The organism is Alysiella filiformis (assembly GCF_014054525.1).
GTDB lineage: Bacteria > Pseudomonadota > Gammaproteobacteria > Burkholderiales > Neisseriaceae > Simonsiella > Simonsiella filiformis.
The window spans coordinates 633,943-655,798 of sequence record NZ_CP059564.1; the positions used below are offsets into that span (position 1 = coordinate 633,943).

Here is a 21,856-nt window from a genome sequence, read left to right on the forward strand (position 1 = left end):
TTCAATTTATTGATAAGAATGAAAATTTCTGTGACCCTAAACGGGGCAGATATGAAATCTGCCCCTACAAACCGAGTTTTGCAAAGGTTTCAGGCTGCCTGAAACTACGCAATCCATTTCTCCACAAAAATACTTGTTATTTAAACGTGTTTTGCCGAGCCGATGGGTGGCGAATGTGGGCTGAATGTGGTATCTTTACGCATTATTGAGTAAAACGCACTAAAAAATTGGGTGCAATTTAACTGATTGATTTTAAAATATTAACTTGGAGTTAGGCATTATGGCGAGCTACACCCTTAAAGTGATTCACAATGGTCAAACCGAACAAATGTTGTTGGCAAACAACCATGGTGCGCGTGTGCGTGCTGAAAAAAACACACAATATCAACTGTTTGATGAAAATGGTCGTTTGATTGAGCAGCCACTTGTGGAGCAAATCGGCAATGATTTGTGGGTGTATGCAAAAGAAAGCGATGGCATGCCCGAGCTGGTGTTGCAAGACTTTGTGAACCAATCGCCCATTTGGGATTGGCAACAGGTGGTGCAAAGCGGCAATTCTTTGATGACGGGCGGTGGCGATGTGGCTGCCGCTACGCTGCCTGAAACGGTGGCGGCGGTTAAAGCCAGTCAAGTGGCAAGCACTTCGGCTGCTGGTTTGTCGGGCGGTCAAGTGGCGGCTTTGGCAGGCTTGGCGGCTTTGGGTGTGGGCGCGGCGGTGGCTGGTGGTGGCGGTGGTTCGGATAAAGCCAATGAGACGAATGCGTCCAATACACCAACTGCGCCTAGCAATCCAGCTACGCCTAGCAACCCAACTGCGCCTAGCAATCCAGCTACGCCTAACACCCAAGTTACGCCTAACACCCAAGTTACGCCCAGCAATCCAGTAACGCCCAGCAATCCAGTAACGCCTAGCAATCCAGTAACGCCTAGCAATCCAGTAACGCCTAGCAACCCTGTTACGCCTAGCAACCCTGTTACGCCTAGCAACCCTGTTACGCCTAGCAACCCTGTTACGCCTAGCAATCCAGTTACGCCCAGCAATCCAACTGTGCCTAACAACCCAGTTACGCCTAGCAATCCAGTAACGCCTAGCAACCCTGTTACGCCCAGTAATCCAGTAACGCCCAGCAATCCAGTAACGCCCAGCAATCCAGTAACGCCCAGCAATCCAGTAACGCCCAGCAATCCAGTAACGCCCAGCAATCCAGTAACGCCCAGCAATCCAGTAACGCCTAGCAATCCAGTAACGCCTAGCAACCCAACTGTGCCTAGCAACCCTGTTACGCCTAGCAATCCAACTGTGCCCAGCAACCCTGCTACGCCCAGCAATCCAGCTACGCCTAGCAATCCAGTAACGCCCAGCAATCCAGTAACGCCCAGCAATCCAGTAACGCCTAGCAATCCAGTAACGCCCAGTAATCCAACTGTGCCTAGCAATCCAGCTACGCCTAGCAATCCAGCTACGCCCAGCAATCCAGCTACGCCTAGCAATCCAGCTACGCCTAGCAATCCAGTAACGCCCAGCAATCCAGTAACGCCCAGCAATCCAGTAACGCCCAGCAATCCAGTTACACCTAGCAACCCAGCTGTGCCTAACAACCCTGTTACGCCTAGCAACCCAACTGCGCCCAGCAATCCAGCTACGCCCAGCAATCCAGCTACGCCTAGCAATCCAGCTACGCCCAGCAATCCAGTAACGCCCAGCAATCCAGTAACGCCTAGCAATCCAGCTACGCCAGTGAATCCGACCACGCCAGTGAATCCGACCACGCCAGTGAATCCGACCACGCCAGTGAATCCGACCACGCCAGTGAATCCGACCACGCCAGTGAATCCGACCACGCCAGTGAATCCGACCACGCCAGTGAATCCAACTGCGCCAACGAATCCAACTGCGCCAACGAATCCAACCGCGCCAACGAATCCAACCACGCCCACTTTGCCGACTGCGCCAACCCCCACGCCACCTGCGCCGCCAGCCAAACCTTTGCTTGCGCCCGAGGTGTCCATCCATGAAATTCAGCCCATTCATTCGCGCAATCAATCTGGCTCTACCAAACTTTCAGGCAGCCTGAACGTGCAAAACGAGGGCGATGACATTGCGGTGGCGGTTACGGTGCAATTTGGCGAACAAAAATTGGTCGCGAATGTGGCACAAGATAAAAAAACGTGGTCTTTGGTGGTTCAAAATGAAGATTTGGCATACGCGCAAGGCAATCCGAAAGTCAGCGTGTTTGCCAGCGTGAGCCGCGATGGTGCAACGGCTGAAACCTCATCAACAAGCCGCCATTATCAGGTGGACACCAAATTGTCGGAACCTGAAATTGTGGTGGTGCAAGGTTTGCCCGATATGACGCAAGGCTTGATTGCCGATGAATACACGCTTTCAGGCAGCCTGAACGGTGTGGATACCGATGTGGTACGCACCGATGTGTGGGCGCAAATCAACGGCAAACCCCACCATGCCAAGGTAACGGGCAATACTTGGACTTTAACCCTGCCCAGCAGCGAATTGAACACCAATGTGGGCGAGGGCAGCCTGAATTTGCACGTTCAAGTGCAAGACAAGGCGGGCAATGTGCGCGATGGTAAAGTGTTTACCGAACATTACACCGTTGCCGCCGCCAAGCCCACTGCCGAAGCCTACGAACCCGAAATCCAAATTACCCATGTTGAAGTGGTCAATCAGGAAAACATCAAAGATGGCGTGATTCGCATAGCGGGCAAAAGCGTGGTACACAATGCCGACAGCGCACTTCATCAAGACATGATTGCGGTGGAAGTGCAAGTGAACGACCAAACTTTTGCTGCCACCGCCAAAAGCGATTTGTTTGGGACTTGGGAAGTGGCGATTCCCGAAGCGGTTATCACACAAAAACAGGGCGACAACAGCATGAAAGCCATCATGCGCTTGTCTGCGCCTGCCAATAAGGAGGCAGACAGCACGGTGGCGTTTAAGGTGGACACGCACATCAGCGCACCCACGGTTACTTTGGACGAAGTACCCCAAATCATCAATCAAAAATCATTGGAAAACCAAGATATTACCCTGCGTGGCACGGTAAGCAACCCCGATAATGACATTCAATCACATCAAGTTGAAGTGGACATTGCTGGTGTGAAACGCCTTGCACAGGTTGAAGGCAATCAATGGCATTTGACCGTGGGAACTCAGGATTTGGCAAAACAACAAGGCGAAAACCAAATCAGCGTCAAAGCCATTGCCACCGATATGATGGGCAACAGCAAGGCGAGCGAATGGTTGTCGCGCACTTATGTGGTGGACACGAAAATCACGGCACCTGATGTGTTGTTGTGGTCGGAGCCGATTGTGGTAAACACCAACAAGGCAAGATACCCTGTGGTGCTTTCAGGCAGCCTGAATCATGTGGACACCGAATCGCAAAAAGTGGAAGTGTGGGTCAAACACAATGACGGCACCGCCCAAAAAGCGCAATTAGACGGCAACACTTGGACATACAACCTGCCTGCTCTGGGCGACAATGCCCAACAAGGCACACACCAAGTGCAAGTGTATGCCACCGCCAGCGATGCGGCAGGCAATACCGCCACCAGTGCCACCGCCACAGGCACTTTCCATGTGGACACGATTTTGCACACCCCGCTCATTACCATAGACCCTGTGCCAGACATCAATCAATCGCAAGTGAATCAAACTTATGTGATTCAAGGCAAGGTAACTGAACGTGGCGAGGAAACATTTGGCAAAATCATTCAAGTGCGCATCAACGATAAAACGTACACGGCGGATTTGGTGGGCGAACGTTGGAGCGTGCAGGTTTCAGGCAGCGATTTGGCGAGCAAAGTGGGCAAAAACACCGTTTTGGCGTGGCTGGAACAATATCACGATGCAGCAGGCAATTCGGCAAATGGTTCGGCTTTGACCTACAATGCTGAATACAATGTGATTGCCGACACCGCACCGCCTGCTACCCCTGTTGTGCCTGTGCAGCCTTTGAATAAGCCTGAAATTGGTTTCAACCCCATCAATCTCATCAATAAAGAGGCGTTGGCGGGCAAAACCTTGCTTTCAGGCAGCCTGAATTTGAACAACACCGATTTGAGCAATGTGGAAATTGAGGTTTTGGTGGGCAAAGGACACAAAGCCAATATCGCCCCCGACCAAAAATCGTGGCATTTGCTGATTGACAACAGCGAGTTGGCACAACAACAAGGCGACATCACAGCCCGTGTGCGTGTGAGCATTGTGGGCAACAATGGTTTGATTGAACGCACAACCGCCCATGCGAAATACCATGTGGACACGGAAATCCGCACCCCTGCGGTGGACCTTGCGCCACCTTTGCACAATTTGAATCAAGACGATGTGGCAAAAGCGCACACGCTTTCAGGCAGCCTGTATGATTTGGACGATGATTTGCAAAACAAAACGGTGGAACTCACGCTCAATGGTCAAGCGATTGACGCGCCCATTGCCATCAATGGCAACAAGTGGCATGTGGATTTGTCTGGCAGACAACTGACCGCGCAGCAGGGCAGCAACACGCTTGCGGTGAAAGCCACCGTTACCGATGACGCGGGCAACCGTGCCACATCAAAAGTGTTTGAACACACCTATCAGGTGGACACCGATTTGGCAAAACCCACGGTACAAATCAAACCCATTACCGTGATAAACCAAAGCAAAGCAGAACAAATGCAAACCATTTCAGGCAGCATTAACGGTTTGCAAGAAGACGCGCGCGCCGAAATCAGCGTGGCAATCAACGACACAGGTACGCCCAAAATCGCCACTTGGAAAGACCGCAACACTTGGGAAATCAAACTTTCAGGCAGCGAACTGGCAAGCCAGCAAGGTCAAAACACCCTGAATATCCAAACCCAAGTGAGCGACAACGCTGGCAACCGCTTAACCATGAACGACACCGCCACCTACACGGTGGACACACGCATTGGCATACCCCAAGTTCAAGTGCAAACCGCCGATTTCAAAAAATCGGCATTGGGCGAAAGCTACACGATTTCAGGCAGCATTGTGGGCATGGACGAGGGCGACACGGTCAGCAGTTTGGCTGTGGTCGTGAATGGCTACATCGTGGAAAGCCAAAATGTGAAAGTGCAAGGCAACACTTGGACTGCCAGCAACATTCCCACCACCAGCCTGTTCGTGCCCGATGAACACACCGCCACCATGCCCAATGAAATCACCTTATCGGTGCATACGCGCGATGAGGCGGGCAACGAATCAGGGGGGACGGTCGCGCACGTCATCAATGTGATAAACGATGGCTACAACTCGCCATTGAATCAACCCAGCATTGGTTTAAACGACATTGCCACCATCAATGCCAACAATTTATCGGGCAAAACCCTGCTTTCAGGCAGCCTGAATTTGAACAACAGCCATTTGAACAAACGCGAAATCATCATCAAAGTGGGCGAAACCACGCACAAATTGACGGTGGAAGAGGGCGCAACATCGTGGTCATACGAATTGCCCAACCGCGAATTGGCAAAAGTGCAAGGCAACAACAGCATTCAAGTGGACATTCATTTGAGCAAAAATGACGTTACCGCCCACAACAGCACCAGCAAAACCTATTTGGTGGACACGCAACTTGCCGTGCCTGTGTTGGAAATCAGCGACATCGCCCGCATTAACCAAGCCGCTTTGGACAAGCCGCAAATCTTGTCTGGCAAAATCATCGCCGATGCCGATGCCAACCATGAGGTGTGGGTCAGCATCAATGGCGGTGCGGCGCGTCCTGCCCAAGTGAATGGCAATGTGTGGACTTTGGCTGGCTTAACAGGACGCGATTTGGTGGGCAATCAGGGCGAAAATCGCATTAGCCTTACTGCCACATCGCGCGATGAAGCGGGCAATGTGCAAACCGCCACACCTGTTCACAAAACCTATTTGGTGGACACCGAAATTGCCGAGCCCATCATCAAAGTGGACAACATCACCCACGACAACATCATCAACATCAAAGAAGCCGCCAACAGTGCCATTACCGTTTCAGGCAGCGTGCAAAATGCGCGTCATGGCGACAAGGTGGTGGTGCGCGTTGGCGAGCAAGACTTTGAAACAACCGTGCAAAATGGCAAATTCAGCTTGGCTGTCAATGCCAAAATGCTGGCAGAACGCAGCGACATCACCGTGAGCGTAACCGCCACCGATGATGCCGACAACAGCCGCGAGGGCAGCCTGAAACACGTTTATCAAGTGAATGTGCAAGAACCCAATATCACATTGAAATTAAACGACATTGCCATTATCAACCAACAAAGCCCCAATCAAATTGCCGTTTCAGGCAGCATTGCAGGTTTGGATTCGGGCGAAACCATTGTGGGCAATGTGGTCAAATTGACGCTCAACGGCAAAACACACAATGCCACCGTTACAGGCAACACATTCAGCGCAAACATCGCCAAAACCGAATTTGCATTGGGCGACACGATACGCGCCGAAGCCAGCGTTCGCAATGGCGCAGAAAATGAAAGCACCGCCAACACATCGGGCAGCTATGTTTACGATGTCAGCGCGCCCACGCCCACGGTCAGCATAGGCGAAATTGGCACACAATACACCGTCAATGCCAGCCTGAAACAGCAAGCCAGCGTTGCCCTACACGGCACGGTGGATTACCCCAGCGATGTGCTTGAACAAGCCGTGAAAGTGGTTTTGACTTTGAACGGACAAACCATCAACGCCACCGTAGCAGGCAAAACGTGGACGGCAAACGTGGCAGGCAGCCAACTTGCCGCCCAAGAAGGCGCAAACACGCTGACCGCCCAAGTTCGCGTTACCGACCAAGCGGGCAACACAGGCGAGGGCAACAATGTGGCGCATTTCCGCGTCATCACGCAAATTGCCGCGCCCGTGATTCAAGTGGACAACATCACCAACGACAACATCATCAACGCCCAAGAGGCGCAGTCTGGCACGATTACCGTTTCAGGCAGCGTTCAAAATGCGCGTAATAACGATAAAGTGGTGTTGAGTGTGGGCGGACAAGATTTCACAGGCAGCGTGCAAAACGGCAAATTCAACATTGGTGTGGACGCACAAAAGCTGTCTGAAAACCGCGACATCACAGCGACCGTAACCGCGACCGATACCGCAGGCAACAGTCGTGTGGGCAGCCTGAAACACAGTTACAGCGTCATCAAAGACCTTGCCGCGCCCGTGATTCAAGTGGACAACATCACCAACGACAACATCATCAACGCACAAGAGGCGCAGTCTGGCACGATTACCGTTTCAGGCAGCGTTCAAAACGCGCGTGATAACGATAAAGTGGTGTTGAGTGTGGGCGGACAAGATTTCACAGGCAGCGTGCAAAATGGCAAATTCAACATTGGTGTGGACGCACAGAAGCTGTCTGAAAACCGCGACATCACAGCGACCGTAACCGCGACCGACACCGCAGGCAACAGTCGTGTGGGCAGCCTGAAACACAGTTACAGCGTCATCAAAGACCTTGCCGCGCCCGTGATTCAAGTGGACAACATCACCAACGACAACATCATCAACGCACAAGAGGCGCAGTCTGGCACGATTACCGTTTCAGGCAGCGTTCAGAATGCGCGCAATAACGATAAAGTGGTGTTGAGCGTGGGCGGACAAGATTTCACAGGCAGCGTGCAAAATGGCAAATTCAACATTGGCGTGAACGCACAAAAATTGTCAGAAAACCGCGACATCACAGCGACCGTAACCGCGACCGACACCGCAGGCAACAGTCGTGTGGGCAGCCTGAAACACAGTTACAGCGTCATCAAAGACCTTGCCGCACCCGTGATTCAAGTGGACAACATCACCAACGACAACATCATCAACGCACAAGAGGCGCAGTCTGGCACGATTACCGTTTCAGGCAGCGTTCAAAATGCGCGTGATAACGATAAAGTGGTGTTGAGCGTGGGCGGACAAGATTTCACAGGCAGCGTGCAAAACGGCAAATTCAACATTGGCGTGAACGCACAAAAATTGTCTGAAAACCGCGACATCACAGCAACCGTAACCGCGACCGACACCGCAGGCAACAGCAAAAATGCCAGCGCAAACAAAACCTACACCGTGGACACGCAAGCCCCACAAATCACTTTAACCCTCAACAAAGTGGACACCATCAACGCCAAAAGCCCCAGCCAAATTGCCGTTTCAGGCAGCATTGGGGGCATGGGCGCAGGCGAAATCGTGGTGGATAATGTGGTCAAATTGACGCTCAACGGCAAAACGCACAATGCCACCGTTACAGGCAACACATTCAGCGCAAACATCGCCAAAACCGAATTTGCATTGGGCGACACCATTCGCGCCGAAGTGAACGTACGCGATGCAGCAGGCAATGTGGGCAGCGCCAACACATCAGGCAGCTACATTTACAATGTGAATGCACCCACGCCCCGCATTGAAATTGGCGAAATTGGCACACAGCAAATCGTCAATGCCAGCCTGAAACAACAAAGCAGCGTCCAACTGAAAGGCACCTTGGATTATCCCGCCAACGTGTTGGCAAAAGACGTGAAAGTCGTTCTGACCCTCAACGGACAAACCATCAACGATGTACAAGTAACAGGCAAAACGTGGACGGCAAACGTTTCAGGCAGCCAACTTGCCGCCAAAGAAGGCAGTGCCAACACCCTAGCCGCCCAAATCAGCGTTACCGACACCGCAGGCAACACAGGCGAACAAACCGCCAGCAAAAACTACACCGTAGATACCCAATTTACCGCCAGCGTTTCATTGGAAGAAATCACAGGCGACAACCAAATCAACGCCAATGAAGCCAAAGAAAACATCATCATACGCGGACAAGCCACCAGCAACGAAGCCATTCAATCAGGCAAAGTGGTGCTGAATGTGGCAGGGGAAAACATCACCGTTGATTTGGACACAGAAGGCAGATTCAGCCACAGCATTGCAGGCAGCCAGTTGGTAAGCAGCAACAACAAAACCATCACCGCCGCCTTGCAAGCCCAAGATGCCGCAGGCAACACCGCCATCGCCCAAGCCAGCCAAACCTACACCGCCAAACTGGATGCCGACCTAGCCCTACAATGGATAAGCATTGCAGGCGACAATGTGTTGAGTGCCGCCGAAGCAGGGGGCGAAGTGGAATTGTTCGGCATGATAACAGGCGAAGACGCGCTGCCTGCCATACCCGTTAAAATCAGCGTGGGCAATCAAACCTACACCGTAGAAACCTATCGCGATTTGCGTGTGGGCGTAATATTCAAACACAATGTACCCGCCAAAGACCTGCTGGCACTGACCGAGCGCAACATCAACGCCAGCATAGATACCATCAGCCGAGACGGTAAAGAACTGAAAGCATCAGCCAGCCAAAGCTACAAAGTGCTGGACAATGCCCAAGCCGATATTCGCATCACATCAATTGATACCGATAATTTGTTGTCCGCCAACGAATTCAAGCTCAATCAAAATGATGAATACGTGTTACAAGGCAAATTGGCATTGGAAGACACCCTGTTTGCCAAATTCAAAAACATCAATGCGGTGGACTATCTCCAAATCAACATTGGCGAACAAAGCTATGCCGCCAAAGTGAATATTTTGAATTACACCTTCTCATTGAAGTTAAAAGCACACGAATGGAATGCCTTGGCAGGCAAAGCCATCAACTACGATTTGGTGTTGGACGAACGGGTACATCAATTGGCGAGCGAGTTGATTGATATTCGCAACGAACCCGATACTTACTTTTTAGATGGTGTGCCAGTAGGTACCGATTATTTGGTCAAAAAGGTTGATGTGCCCAAATTTGATTCAAGCTGGGTTACTTTAAAAGGCGATGTTGTGGATGGCGATGTCGGTCAATATACCGTCAAACCCATTGAATTGGCTAATAAAATGGTGGAAATAAAAGGCGTGGCAACAGGCACAGCCCAAGCCAACGACCCCGTAGAAATCCAAATTGGCAGCCAAATCCACCGTGTTGCATTAGACAGCAACAAAGCCTTTACCCTCAGCGTGAATGCCCAAGAATTGGCAGACAATGCCAGCAAAATGGTGTTGGCAACCTTAAACACCAAAGGTTTGGACGGTTCAAGCATTACCGTGGCAGATTCGCAGAATTATGTGGTGGCAGGTTCATACATCACAGATAAATTTGTGAGCGAACACAGCCATGTGGAATTGGAACGTTTGCCTTACTTCATTCGCGCTTTGGAATGGCAAACAGGTGGACATGATGGCGACAATTACGTCAATCGTGTTGGCAAAGGTGCAACCATTGAATACCACTTTATGAGCAAAGCTGAAGCCCAAGCACGCCCCGATGGTAAAGCCGATGCCACACAAACACCTGAATTTTTTGATTACATTGATGCGAACAAACAAACCATTCGCGAGATGTTGCAACACATCAGCACCTACACCAACATCACGTTTAAAGAAACGGCCGACAGCAGCAAACGCATGGGCAAAATTGATTTTTACATGGAAGCCATTGTTGATGACAACCCCGATGACGATTTGTTTGAGGGGGGCTATGCCCATTCTGGCGGTTCGGTGCATTTGAATCAAAATCTGTATCAAAAAGACGATAAAACCTTGGCAAACAACGAGGGTTTCCTTACCGCATTGCATGAAACCTTGCATTCCTTGGGCTTGAAACACCCACGCGATTACGAATACCCCGATAAAACAGGCGTAGACATCTTGAATAAAGACGAAGATGTGCAAGGTTTAACGGTCATGTCGTATATGCAGCACGATACTTTGCGCGGTAAAGAGTCTTTGCGTTTGTTTGATTTGGCTTATTTGCATTATCGCTATGGGGTCAATCCCAATCAGCGTGCAGGCAATGATGTTTATACATTTAAAGACTTTAACCCTGTGAGCTTTGGCAATGATGTGTACATTTGGGACGGCGGTGGCATTGATACTTTTGATGCGTCCAAAGAAACAGACAAAGTGTATGTGGATTTGACCCCTGGTTCGTGGAATCATGTGGGGGTTAGGGGCAGTGCGGCTTCGCCCAATTATGGAATGCGTTTTGCGTATGCGGGTACGCGTTATGGCTATAATTTGGGTTTGGAAGGCAGCACCACCACCAGTCAGTTTTTTGATGTCCCCTATGACGCTACGCTGACGAATTGGGACGTGATACGTCCAAAAGAGCAATCATTGACGCACATTACTTATCCTGACACCAAACAATCGTTTATTGGCTATGGCACGCAAATTGAAAACCTGATTGGCTCGGATTATGCCGATGTGTTGCGTGGCAATGCGGCTGATAACATGATTTATGGCGGTAAGGGCAACGACCGCCTAGAAGGTGGCGATGGCAATGATTTCCTTGATGGGGGCGAAGGCTATGACGGTTTATATGGTGGCAAGGGCGATGACATTTATGTGGTCAATGAACCAGGGGAATTTACCGTTGTTGAACGCGAAAATGAAGGCAACGACACGGTTTACAGCTATGTGGATTATGTGGGGTTGAGCAACACGGGCTTGAATGTCAATGTGGAAAATCTGCGTTTGTTGGGCGAGGCGAAAAAAGGTTTTGGCAATGATTTGGACAACATCATTCAGGGCAATGCACAAGACAATATTTTGGAAGGACGCGGTGGCAACGATATTCTTTATGGCGAGGCTGGCAATGACCGCTTGGACGGCGGCGAGGGCAACGATACCTTGTATGGCGGCAAGGGCGCAGACACTTTTGTGTTGAGCAGCCTGCTGGAAGTTGATGTGGACACCATCAAAGATTTTGTGGTGGGCGAAGACATCATTGAACTTCGTGCCTCTGTGTTTGGCTCATTGCGTAATGGCATGAGTGATTTCAACGACTACATGAAATTTGATAAAGCCTCTGGCAAATTGTTCTACGATGCCGATGGCACGGGAGGTGGCGCGGCGGTTCACGTTGCCACTTTGGAGGGCAAAATTGATGAGTTGTTGAGCAGCAGCTTCCAAATTGTGTAGGATTGGGCGTTTCAGGCAGCCTGAAAAGGTTGGACAAAAGTTTCAGGCTGCCTGAATGCTATGTACCAAATAGGCAAAAGCGATAATCTCATTTCGCCCCTTGAATTATTGTCCAGAAAGCCTTATCTTAAACACCCAATTAACCCTTACCCTGATTTTTTGAAAGGAACAACAATGAGCGACAAAATTGTTCAAATTACCGATGCCAATTTCCAAGAAGAAATTTTAAATTCATCTTTGCCTGTGTTGCTGGATTTTTGGGCGCCATGGTGTGCGCCTTGCCGCATGGTACTGCCCATTTTGGAGCAGTTGGCTGATGAATTGGACGGCAAAGTGAAAATCGCCAAAATGAATGTTGATGAAAATCAAGTCATTCCTGTTCAATTTGGCATTCGCAGCATTCCCACGATGATGGTTTTCCAAAATGGCAACAAAGTGGCAGAACGCCCAGGTGCTTTGCCCAAACCCCAATTGGAAGCGTTTATCAAAGCATCGATTCAAGCGTAATTGCAGTTTTTGCGAAAAAAGCTGCCTGAAAACCGATTCAGGCAGCTTTTTGTTGCGTGTTTCCGAAAGAAAATTTCATTGCGTTTGCCCAAATTGGGGATAAAAGAGCGTACAATTCTTCTAATCAATTACATGGTACAACATTGGCGATGATTCTGAATAACAATAAACCCCTGCCCGAAATTTTGGGCGTGCGCGTGGTGGCAGAAACCCGCATTTTTCAAGTACAAGCGGTGGATTTGCGTTTTGACAACGGCGCATTGCGAACCTATGAACGGCTCACACCCAATCGCAAACCTTCGGTCATGGTGTTGCCGATTGATGGCGATGATTTGCTGATGGTGCGCGAATATGCCGTTGGCGCACAACGCTACGAATTGGGCTTTGTGAAAGGCTTGATTGACGCTGGCGAAACCCCAGCACAAGCCGCCAACCGCGAATTGCAAGAAGAAATCGGCTTGGGTGCCAAGCAGATTCGGTTTTTGCGCCAAATTTATGCCAATCCCAGCCACATGTATGGTGTGATGGACGTTTTTGTGGCACAAGATTTGTATCCCGCCAAATTGGAAGGCGATGAGCCTGAACCGCTTGAAATTGTGCGTGTGCCAATCAGCCAAATTGATGATTTGATTGATAATCCCCAATTTGGCGATGCGCGTGTTTTGAGCGCATTGATGTTGTTGCAGCGTTTTCAGGCAGCCTGAAAAGCCATTTTTAAAATAGAAACCAGTGAGATTGAACAATGTTAAGCAAAATCAGTGAACAATTAGATAAACTCTCTGCCGCCGAACGCAAAGTTGCCGAAGTGGCACTTGCCGAACCCAAATGGTTTGTTCATGCTGCCGTGGCGGAAATTGCCGAACGTGCTGGTGTGTCGCAACCCACCGTGATTCGTTTTTGTCGCAGCATGGATTTTAGCGGGCTGCCCGAATTTAAATTGGCACTTTCGGTGAGCATCAGCCAATCGGGTTTGCCCTATGTTCATGCCGAGCTGAATATTGACGACAGCATGGGCGATGTGATGGAAAAAGTGTTGGGCAACACCGCCGCCGCTTTGTTGGGCGCGCGCCGCAGCCTAGACCAAACCGAATTGGAACGCGCCATTTCATTGCTTACCCACGCGCGGCGCATTGAATTTTATGGCGTGGGCAATTCGGGCATTGTGGCGCAAGATGCACAGCACAAATTTTTCCGATTTGGCATTTCCACGGTGGCGTATGCCGACACGCACATTCAGCTTATGGCGGCGGCGGTGTTGAGTCCGCAAGATGTGTTGGTGGTGATTTCCAATTCGGGTTCATCAATTGAAATTTTGGACGCGGTGAGCATTGCCAAAGAAAATGGCGCACAAGTCATTGTGATTACACGCCACGACAGCCCTTTGGCACAAATGGGCGATTGCGTTTTGACCGTTGCCGTGCAAGAAGACAGCAGCCGCTACACGCCCATGGTGTCGCGTTTGCTGCAACTGGCGGTGGTGGACATTTTGGCGATTGGCTTGGCATTGCGTTTGGGCGAAACGGTCAGCTTTAAGCTGGAAAAGGGCAAACAGAGCATTCATCGCCACCGTTTGAACGAAGAGCAGGATTTGTTGAACGATTAAGAATCCGAGTTCATCATCTGAATGGCTTTTTGTGCCAAATATGTTCAATATTGGCATAAAAAGCAGCCTGAAAACCAAAGGGCAGATATGAAATCTGCCCTGTTTAACCCAATTCAATTTAACCTTATTTGCCTTTATTGATGGGCGTTAAGGGTTTTTCTTCAAAAGCCGATGTGTCGTTAATCGGTTTCAAAGGACGTTCCACTTCCGAAGCGGCGTTGGGCTGAACTGCGCTGGCTTTTTTGGCGGCTGCGCTGTTGGGCTTGCTGGCGGCTTTGGCTTTGCTGGCAACGGGTTTGCTGGGTGCATCATCGCCTGCGTCAATTTCAATTTCGTTGCTTTCTGGCTTAATGTCATCGCTTGGTGCGCGTGAGCTGCCTGATTTGGGCGCGGTCACTTTGTTCCAAGCCAATGATTGCAACTGCCCTTTTACCGCAAATTTGCCTTTACCTTTGCAGCTCAAACAAATCGGTTTGCCTGCTTTGCCTTTGATGATTTGCTCAATGCTGGCTGCGCTGATGGTTGCGCCATTGGCTTTTGCCCATGCTTGCACGGTTTTCTTTAAGGCTGCCGTGTTCAGATTTTTCTTGTTGTAGGGGTCGCCAAATACTGCCAACCATAATTGGTTGTCTTCATCAACGTTTAAGGCTGCCATTTCGTAGCTCACGGTGGCAGGCGAACCTGTGGTAATGGTGTGAGCAAAATCAAGGGCTTGTTCTGATTTCATGCGCACGCAACCGTGGCTGCGTACCCCTGGCACGCTGCTGGGGGCATTGGTGCCGTGAATGCCCAAGCCCAATTTGGGGTTGCCCAAACGCACAAACACAGGCCCTAATGGATTTTCAGGGCCGGGGGGAACGGTGGTTTTGCCGTTTTTCAATTCGGCTTGAATGGATTTGGGAATGTGCCAAGTGGGGTCAAAGGCTTTGCCGCCAATGGTGTGTTCGCCCAAATTGGTTTGGGTCATGGCTTTGCCCACCGCCACGGGGTAAACTTTTTCCAACACGCCATCTTGATACAAAAACAGGCGTTGTTGGGGAATGTTGATGATGACGTGAAAGCCGTTTTTCACAGGCGCAACATCGGGAATGGGGGTGCGTTTCACGTTGGCAACGGGCGTTGCGCCATCGGGTTGTAGGGTTTTGGACAGCAACACGGGTTTGCTGGCGGTGGTGGGATTGGACTTTTTGGCTGGCATGGGTGCCGCCAAGGTGTGGGCTGTTAAAGCCAAGGACAATGTAACCCAAGTCAATTTTGGCATCATATTCAGGATAATCCTTTAAAAATGAAAAAAATGGCAACAATCATACCTGAATCAAGCCGTAAACTTGATGAAAAAACCTGATTTTGCCGTTTGTTGGGCGATTGTGTATCGTTTTAACAACATTTCAGGCTGCCTGAACCGACACCACCCACACCGCCTGACTGTGAATGCGAAATTTGACTTCCACCCCTGCCATTGCCATGCCGTAAATGCGTTCGTGCTGGTCTTGGTATGCGGGGCGTGGGTCTTGCGCCAAACTTTGTTCTATCAGGGCGATGAGTTGCGCTGGCAGGTGGTGTTTGCCGCTTTCAGGCTGCCAATGCACGGGTAATTGCGGCGGTGCACCTTGCACAAAACCTGACGCGGCATCGGGTTTGGCTTCCACAAATGGAATGTAGGGTTTGATGTCTATCACAGGCGTGCCATTGAGCAAATCGCCGCCGCCACAATGCAGTTGCACGATTTGGTTTACCACGCTGATTTGGTGCAATTTGAGCAGCGACAAGCCGATGTGATTGGGGCGATGTGGGCTGCGCGTGGCAAACACGCCCACTTTCTTTTTGCCGCCCAAACGTGGTGGACGAACCATTTGCGCCCAGCCTTCACCTATGGCATCGTGAAAAATGAAATGCACCCAAATGTATTCAAATTCTGCCAAGCCGCGTACGCTGTCGCTGTTGAATTGGGGGTGGAGGTCTATGCGGATTTGGGCGGCTGGCACAAGGTCGGGTTGGCGCGGTATGCCAAATTTTTGGGTAAAGGGCGAGTGGATTGTGCCTATGGATTCTATATTAAAATTCATGATTTTTTGCCTTTTATTGAAATAAATACATGATATTCTGATGATTGATGATGTTACACGACAAAATGAAAATTTTTGCAGGGTAATGAAATGATTTATGAATCTTTGCTGTCCAACAAGAGAAAAATGCCACTTGCCAACAGCATTAAGCCAAACGACAAAACCATGGCTTGTTGATGATTTTCCATGCCCACGCGACCGAGCTTTTGGTAGATGAGTGTGGTGAGTGTTGTCCATTCGGGGCGCGATAAAAACAGGGTGGCGGCAAATTCGCCTATGCCCGTTGCCGCCGCCAAAGTCAAACCGCGCCGCAATGCGCTTTTCAGCAAGGGCAAAATCACAAAACAGGCTGCCTGAAAACGGCTCGCCCCCAACACCCGTGCTGCATTCAAATAATTGGTGGGCAAATTGTCCCAAGTTGCCAAAATGTCTTTGGTAACAAATGGATAGGCAAGCAAGGCATACAGCGCAATCAGCAGCATCAACGATGACGACCATTGCGGATACAACAGCAGCACCCCAAACGCCAAACACACAGGCGACACCATAAACGGTAAAAATGTGAAACCGCGTATCCACGCCACCTGTTTTGCCAAAGCGGCGTGGTTAAGCCCCAAAATCATTGCCAAAATCAGCGATAAAGCGGTGAATTTTAAGGTGTTGAACAGGGCTTGCCATGTTTCTTGTTCCAACCACACCGACCACGCTTGCCACGACTGGGCTGCCTGAAACGCCACCGCCAGCAAGGGCAAAGCACAAAATAAGGCTAAAATTGCCCAACTTGTCCACAAAATGAAATATTGTGCGCCTTGGGGCGGTTCAGGCTGCTTGATTTGAATGGCTGCGCTGTGGTGGCGTTGGCTCAACCACGCATACATCGCCCCCACCAAAGCGGTAATTGCCAACACGCACCACACCAACACCGCCGCGCGTGGCATATCCAATTCGTAGGCAATCAGTTGATAAATTTCCACTTCCACCGTGGCATGACGCTGCCCCCCAAGCAACAACGCCAAACCAAATCCCGAAAAACAATACAAAAAAACCAAACACGCCCCCCCAGCCAAATGGTTTTTCATGACCCAAAATTCCACTTGCCAAAAGCGTTGCCATTCGTTTGCACCCAAAACCTGTGCCGCCGCCAAGCGATTGGCAGGCACCGCCAACAATCCGTGGTGCGCCGCGCGTATCATCACGGGCAAATTGAAAAACACATTGCCATAAAACAACAAATAAGGCGTGTCTGCCCAACCGCGCCACAGTATGCCTTGGTCGCCAAATAATGCCAGCACCCCCATGCCCGCCACCAAAGTGGGCATGACAAAAGGCAACATCAGGGCGCGTAAAATGCTTGTTCTGCCTGTGAAATCCAATCGCGCCAATGCCCACGCGGTGGGTACGCCCAACAGGGTGGTCAAAACCACGGTGCAGGCTGCCTGAAATGCCGTCCACTCAATGCGCCACCGATAATAGGGGTCGGACAACACTTCGCGCCACAACCATGCCGAATCATCGTACATCAACATCGCCCACAATGGCGCAAACACCATCACGCCCAAAAAGCCCAAAGGCAACATCGCCAAAATCACATGGCGGAACATGGTTTGTGGTTTCATCAAGATTCCTTTTCGTTGGCAAGCGTGCGGTAAAATAGCCGCATTCTACCGAAATCCACGGTGGGGTTTCAAACCGAAATGAAAGCCCAATGATTATGAATAAAATCAATTTATTTTCGCATTTCTATCAAAAAAATTGCTTATTGTGCCATGCCGACAGCCACGAAAAATGCTGTTCAGGCTGCCTGAACGATTTGCGTGGCTGTTTTACCCAAGCCGCGCAAAGCTGCCCACGCTGCGCCAGCCCCAGCGAAACGGGCAAAATGTGCGACCGTTGCCAACGCCACCCACCGCCTTTGGCAGCAATGTGGGCAAGTACGCATTATGTGCCGCCCATGCCTGCGTTGATTCACGAATGGAAACACAATAAAAAGAATGCCTTAATTCACGTTTTATGTGAAATCATGCGGCAAAATCCCCCCGCGTGGCTGCCTGAAAAGCCCATCAACGCCATTTTGCCCATGCCCATCAGCAAAAAACGCTTGTGGCAACGCGGCTTTCATCAAACCGAAGAGCTGGCGCAAAAATTGGCACAACATTACCATTTGCCACTTTTGTCCAGCCAACTCATTTTGCGCCAACATCGGCAAGCGCAAAGTCAATTGGGCTATGCGGCACGGCGGCGTAACATTCGTGATGTGTTTGAAATTGCTGCCGATGTGCGCGACCAACACATTCTTTTGATTGACGATGTTTACACCACAGGGGCAACTTTACACGAGTTGGCACGCGCCTTGCATGAATCAGGGGCAATGGCGGTGTATGCGTGGACAGCCAGTCGCGTTTTATTAAAATAAAGCAACATCATTGAAAAAATCATGAAAAATAATTGTGAATGCAAACGTTAAAATTGCGTAATTTTTTGAAAAACCCACCACATCATCGCCATAATCCAGCTATATTTGCCGCCCTTGATTAACGCCATTTGATTATCAAAATGTTTACCGTTGTGTTGTATCAACCCGAAATTCCGCCCAATACGGGCAACATCATTCGCTTGTGCGCCAACACGGGCTGCCAATTACACTTGGTCAAGCCGCTTGGTTTTCCCTTGGACGATGCCAAAATGAAACGTGCAGGGCTGGATTACCACGAATTTGCCCATGTGCAAGTGCATGAAAATCTTACCGATTGTTTGAACGCTTTGCAGGGCAAACGCATTTTCGCGCTCACCACCAAAGGCAGCACGCGCCCCGACCAAGTGGCATTTCAAGCTGGCGATGTGTTTTTATTTGGCCCTGAAACGCGCGGTTTGCCTGCCGATATTTTGGCAACGCTGCCTGAAAACCAAAAAATCCGCTTTCCCATGATGCCCGATAATCGCAGCATGAATTTGTCTAACACGGTGGCGATTACCGTGTTTGAAGCGTGGCGACAAAATGCTTATGCGGGCGGTGTGTGATGGTTCAGGCTGCCTGAAAATGGGCAGCACAAAAATTTTTATCAACTCAAAGATTGGACTGATTTTGTCTAAAATTCAAGACGCTTTTTTTATTGGCGTGATTACCCTCATGATTGTTGGCACCGTGGCAATCAACAAAGCCCAAGCCGCCAACATCAACAACACAGAAGTGAAAACCCAAGCACATCAAGCCATTATGGCAAAAGCCTACCAAGTGCGCGGCAAAACCTACCAACCCATGAAAAGCGTGGCTTATTTCACGCAAACGGGGCAAGCATCGTGGTATGGACCGGGTTTTCATGGCAAAAAAACCAGCAATGGTGAAATTTTCAATATGAACGGTTTGAGTGCCGCCCACCGAACCTTGCCTTTGGGAACGCAAGTGCGCGTAACCAACACCACCAACGGCAAAAGCGTGGTGGTGCGTGTCAATGACCGAGGACCTTTTCACGGCAATCGCGTGATTGATTTGTCCAAAGGCGCGGCGGCACAACAGGGTTTTGTGAACAATGGCATGGCAAGCGTGAAAATTGAAACGCTGCACGGCAAACCCGTTTTAACCGCCCCAGCACAAGCGGTGGCAGTGGCAACATCGCCCAAAACGCCAACCATAGCGTTTGCACCGAATGTTTTGCCCACAATGTATTGGCATGTGCAAAATTTCAACAATGAACACGATGCGCGTGCGTTTATGTTGCAAACCAGCCAACAATTACAGGCAGCTCAATCGCACTATCCTGTTGATATGGTCAAACAAGAAACAGGCTATGTGGTGCGAGTAGGGCCCTTTGCCACACAGCAGCACATTGATGATGTGAAAAGCAAATTGCCGAATTTGGCTTTGCATCATTTATAATAAAATAAATTGAAGGCTGTCTGAAAAGCATTTCAGGCAGCCTTTATCATTTGGAATCAAAACCTAAATCACACCATGAGTCCAGTTTTGCAAAGGGTGCAAAATATGGCATAATTGCATAAATTGACATTTTTTCACATTTTTATTCAACATTTACATCATTATAAGGATTTTTACATCATGTCCGTATCCCAAGACGTTTTAGCGATTGTCTCCCAAATTGCACAAAAACAAATTTCCGCCAATGAAGAACTTTTAACAACAGGATTGATTGACTCCATCAGTGCCATGGATTTGGTGATGGCGGTAAAAGAGAAATTTAATGTGGATTTGCCATTTGAAAAATTGGTCGATATTTTAGCCAATTCAAGCAATTTAATTCAATATATTGAACAACATTATAAAGGCTAAATTCATCATGCCACACATAAACGATTTTCAGGATTTAGATGCATTTTTGACCTACCGTTTCCAAGCAAGCACAGGCAAAGCATTGAGCAATGCCCATGACACCTGCTCTTGGGAAGATTTACAAACCAAAATGGCACAATTTATTGAAAAATATCGTCAAATAAGCGATTTTTCAAAAAATATACCTTTGGTATTGTATGGTCATAAAGAAATTGATTTTGTGGTGGCAATTTATGCTTGCCTACAAAATCACATCCCCTTTATTCCCGTGGACAACATTTATCCTGAAAGTCGTTTACAGCACATTTGTCAGCTTTCTCATGCACGCTATGTGTATCGTGCAGCCAACCAAACATTTGAAAAACAAACCGATGAAGAAATTGAGCTGGCTGAAAAAGATTTGGCATACATCATGTTCACATCTGGCACAACAGGTGCGCCCAAAGGCGTACAAATTGGGCGTGAAGCCGTGTTTAATTTAATGAAATGGATGAAAACACAACTGAATCTTGCCCAACCCAACATCTTTATGAACCAAGCCCCCTTTGCGTTTGATTTGTCCATGTATGAAATTTTTGGCAATTTGGCTTACGGTGGCAGCATTGTGATGAACAGCCGAGAAGCCATTCAAAATACAGGCGAATGGTTGGATTTCTTGGCAAAACAAGCAATCAGCACTTGGGTTTCTACGCCATCTTTTGCCATGCAGCAAATTTTAAATCCCAAATTAAATCAAAGCACCTTGCCCCATTTAAAAGAATTTTTATTTTGTGGAGAGAAACTCAGTAAACCCGTTGTCAATCTGATTTTTCAAAAATTCCCCAATGTTCGCGTGATAAACACTTATGGGCCAACAGAAGCCACAGTCGCAACCACCTATGTGGATATTACCCAAGCCATGTTGGACGCAGAAGAAGAATTGCCCGTTGGTCAAGCCGTCTTAAATGCCAAATTGGAAATCGTAGATGACGAAATTTGGATAAGTGGGCAGCACGTCATGCGAGGCTACCTGAATAATCCCACAGCCAATGAAAAAAGTTTAATCATACACAACGAGCACGAACGAACCTACAAAACAGGCGATTACGGTTTTGAAAAAAATGGCATGTTTTATGTACAAGGACGCAAAGACGAGCAAATCAAGCTGAATGGCTATCGCATTGAATTATCTGAAATTGAAGAAAAAATCATCAATTTAAAAGCATTCCATTTTGACAATGTGGCAGTCATTGCCTTAACACGCAATACAGGAGCCGTATTGCGCTTGGTGTGTTTCTATACCGCAAAACAAAGTGCCGATACACAAAATATCAAAACCATGCTGTCTGAAACTTTGCCAGCATACATGATGCCATCAGAATTCATTCATATTGATGCCATTCCCGTTAGCACCAACCACAAAGTAGACAAAAAAGCATTACTCAACCAATACCAGCAAGGCATATAAA

12 protein-coding genes are annotated in these 21,856 nt (G+C 49.1%); 9 read left to right on the forward strand and 3 right to left on the reverse strand.

Going from position 1 to position 21,856, the window contains the following annotated elements; all coding sequences use genetic code 11:
* The first annotated feature begins 280 nt into the window (after positions 1–280).
* From H3L97_RS03130 to H3L97_RS03145, 4 genes are all read left to right on the forward strand, one after another.
* A complete protein-coding gene (locus tag H3L97_RS03130) occupies positions 281–11,947 on the forward strand; it encodes an Ig-like domain-containing protein (RefSeq protein WP_182073090.1) in 11,667 nt (3,888 codons plus the stop codon).
* Positions 11,948–12,121: 174 nt separating this feature from the next.
* Positions 12,122–12,454 carry a thioredoxin gene (gene trxA, locus H3L97_RS03135; RefSeq protein ID WP_097114395.1) on the forward strand — a complete coding sequence of 111 codons (333 nt, stop codon included), beginning with the start codon at positions 12,122–12,124 and terminating at the stop codon, positions 12,452–12,454.
* Positions 12,455–12,603: 149 nt separating this feature from the next.
* Positions 12,604–13,158 carry an ADP compounds hydrolase NudE gene (gene nudE, locus H3L97_RS03140; protein ID WP_097114439.1) on the forward strand — a complete coding sequence of 185 codons (555 nt, stop codon included), beginning with the start codon at positions 12,604–12,606 and terminating at the stop codon, positions 13,156–13,158.
* A gap of 38 nt (positions 13,159–13,196) precedes the next feature.
* Positions 13,197–14,057 carry an SIS domain-containing protein gene (locus H3L97_RS03145; protein ID WP_097114396.1) on the forward strand — a complete coding sequence of 287 codons (861 nt, stop codon included), beginning with the start codon at positions 13,197–13,199 and terminating at the stop codon, positions 14,055–14,057.
* Between the two features lie 124 nt (positions 14,058–14,181).
* Here H3L97_RS03145 and H3L97_RS03150 read toward each other — a convergent pair whose 3' ends face one another.
* The 3 genes from H3L97_RS03150 to H3L97_RS03160 all read right to left on the reverse strand — a co-directional run bounded on the left by H3L97_RS03150 (position 14,182) and on the right by H3L97_RS03160 (position 17,739).
* Positions 14,182–15,321, reverse strand: a complete 1,140-nt coding sequence (locus tag H3L97_RS03150) for a L,D-transpeptidase (protein WP_224446399.1) — start codon at positions 15,319–15,321, stop codon at positions 14,182–14,184.
* Between the two features lie 124 nt (positions 15,322–15,445).
* The gene (gene tsaA / locus H3L97_RS03155; RefSeq protein WP_097114397.1) at positions 15,446–16,123 is read right to left on the reverse strand and encodes a tRNA (N6-threonylcarbamoyladenosine(37)-N6)-methyltransferase TrmO; all 678 of its coding nucleotides are present in this window, start codon (positions 16,121–16,123) and stop codon (positions 15,446–15,448) included.
* Positions 16,124–16,218: 95 nt separating this feature from the next.
* Positions 16,219–17,739, reverse strand: a complete 1,521-nt coding sequence (locus H3L97_RS03160) for an ABC transporter permease (RefSeq protein WP_179655836.1) — start codon at positions 17,737–17,739, stop codon at positions 16,219–16,221.
* 89 nt (positions 17,740–17,828) lie between these two features.
* On the opposite strand from H3L97_RS03160, the gene H3L97_RS03165 reads away from it, so the two are divergent.
* The 5 genes from H3L97_RS03165 to H3L97_RS03185 all read left to right on the forward strand — a co-directional run bounded on the left by H3L97_RS03165 (position 17,829) and on the right by H3L97_RS03185 (position 21,855).
* On the forward strand, positions 17,829–18,536 hold the full coding sequence (locus H3L97_RS03165; RefSeq protein WP_097114398.1) for a ComF family protein: 708 nt from the start codon (positions 17,829–17,831) through the stop codon (positions 18,534–18,536).
* A 140-nt stretch (positions 18,537–18,676) separates the two neighbouring features.
* On the forward strand, positions 18,677–19,141 hold the full coding sequence (gene trmL, locus H3L97_RS03170; protein WP_097114399.1) for a tRNA (uridine(34)/cytosine(34)/5-carboxymethylaminomethyluridine(34)-2'-O)-methyltransferase TrmL: 465 nt from the start codon (positions 18,677–18,679) through the stop codon (positions 19,139–19,141).
* Between the two features lie 64 nt (positions 19,142–19,205).
* The gene (locus H3L97_RS12135) at positions 19,206–19,997 is read left to right on the forward strand and encodes a septal ring lytic transglycosylase RlpA family protein (protein ID WP_179655837.1); all 792 of its coding nucleotides are present in this window, start codon (positions 19,206–19,208) and stop codon (positions 19,995–19,997) included.
* A 180-nt stretch (positions 19,998–20,177) separates the two neighbouring features.
* The gene (locus H3L97_RS03180; RefSeq protein WP_097114400.1) at positions 20,178–20,408 is read left to right on the forward strand and encodes an acyl carrier protein; all 231 of its coding nucleotides are present in this window, start codon (positions 20,178–20,180) and stop codon (positions 20,406–20,408) included.
* Between the two features lie 7 nt (positions 20,409–20,415).
* Positions 20,416–21,855, forward strand: a complete 1,440-nt coding sequence (locus tag H3L97_RS03185; protein WP_097114401.1) for an AMP-binding protein — start codon at positions 20,416–20,418, stop codon at positions 21,853–21,855.
* The last annotated feature ends 1 nt before the right edge of the window (position 21,856 follow it).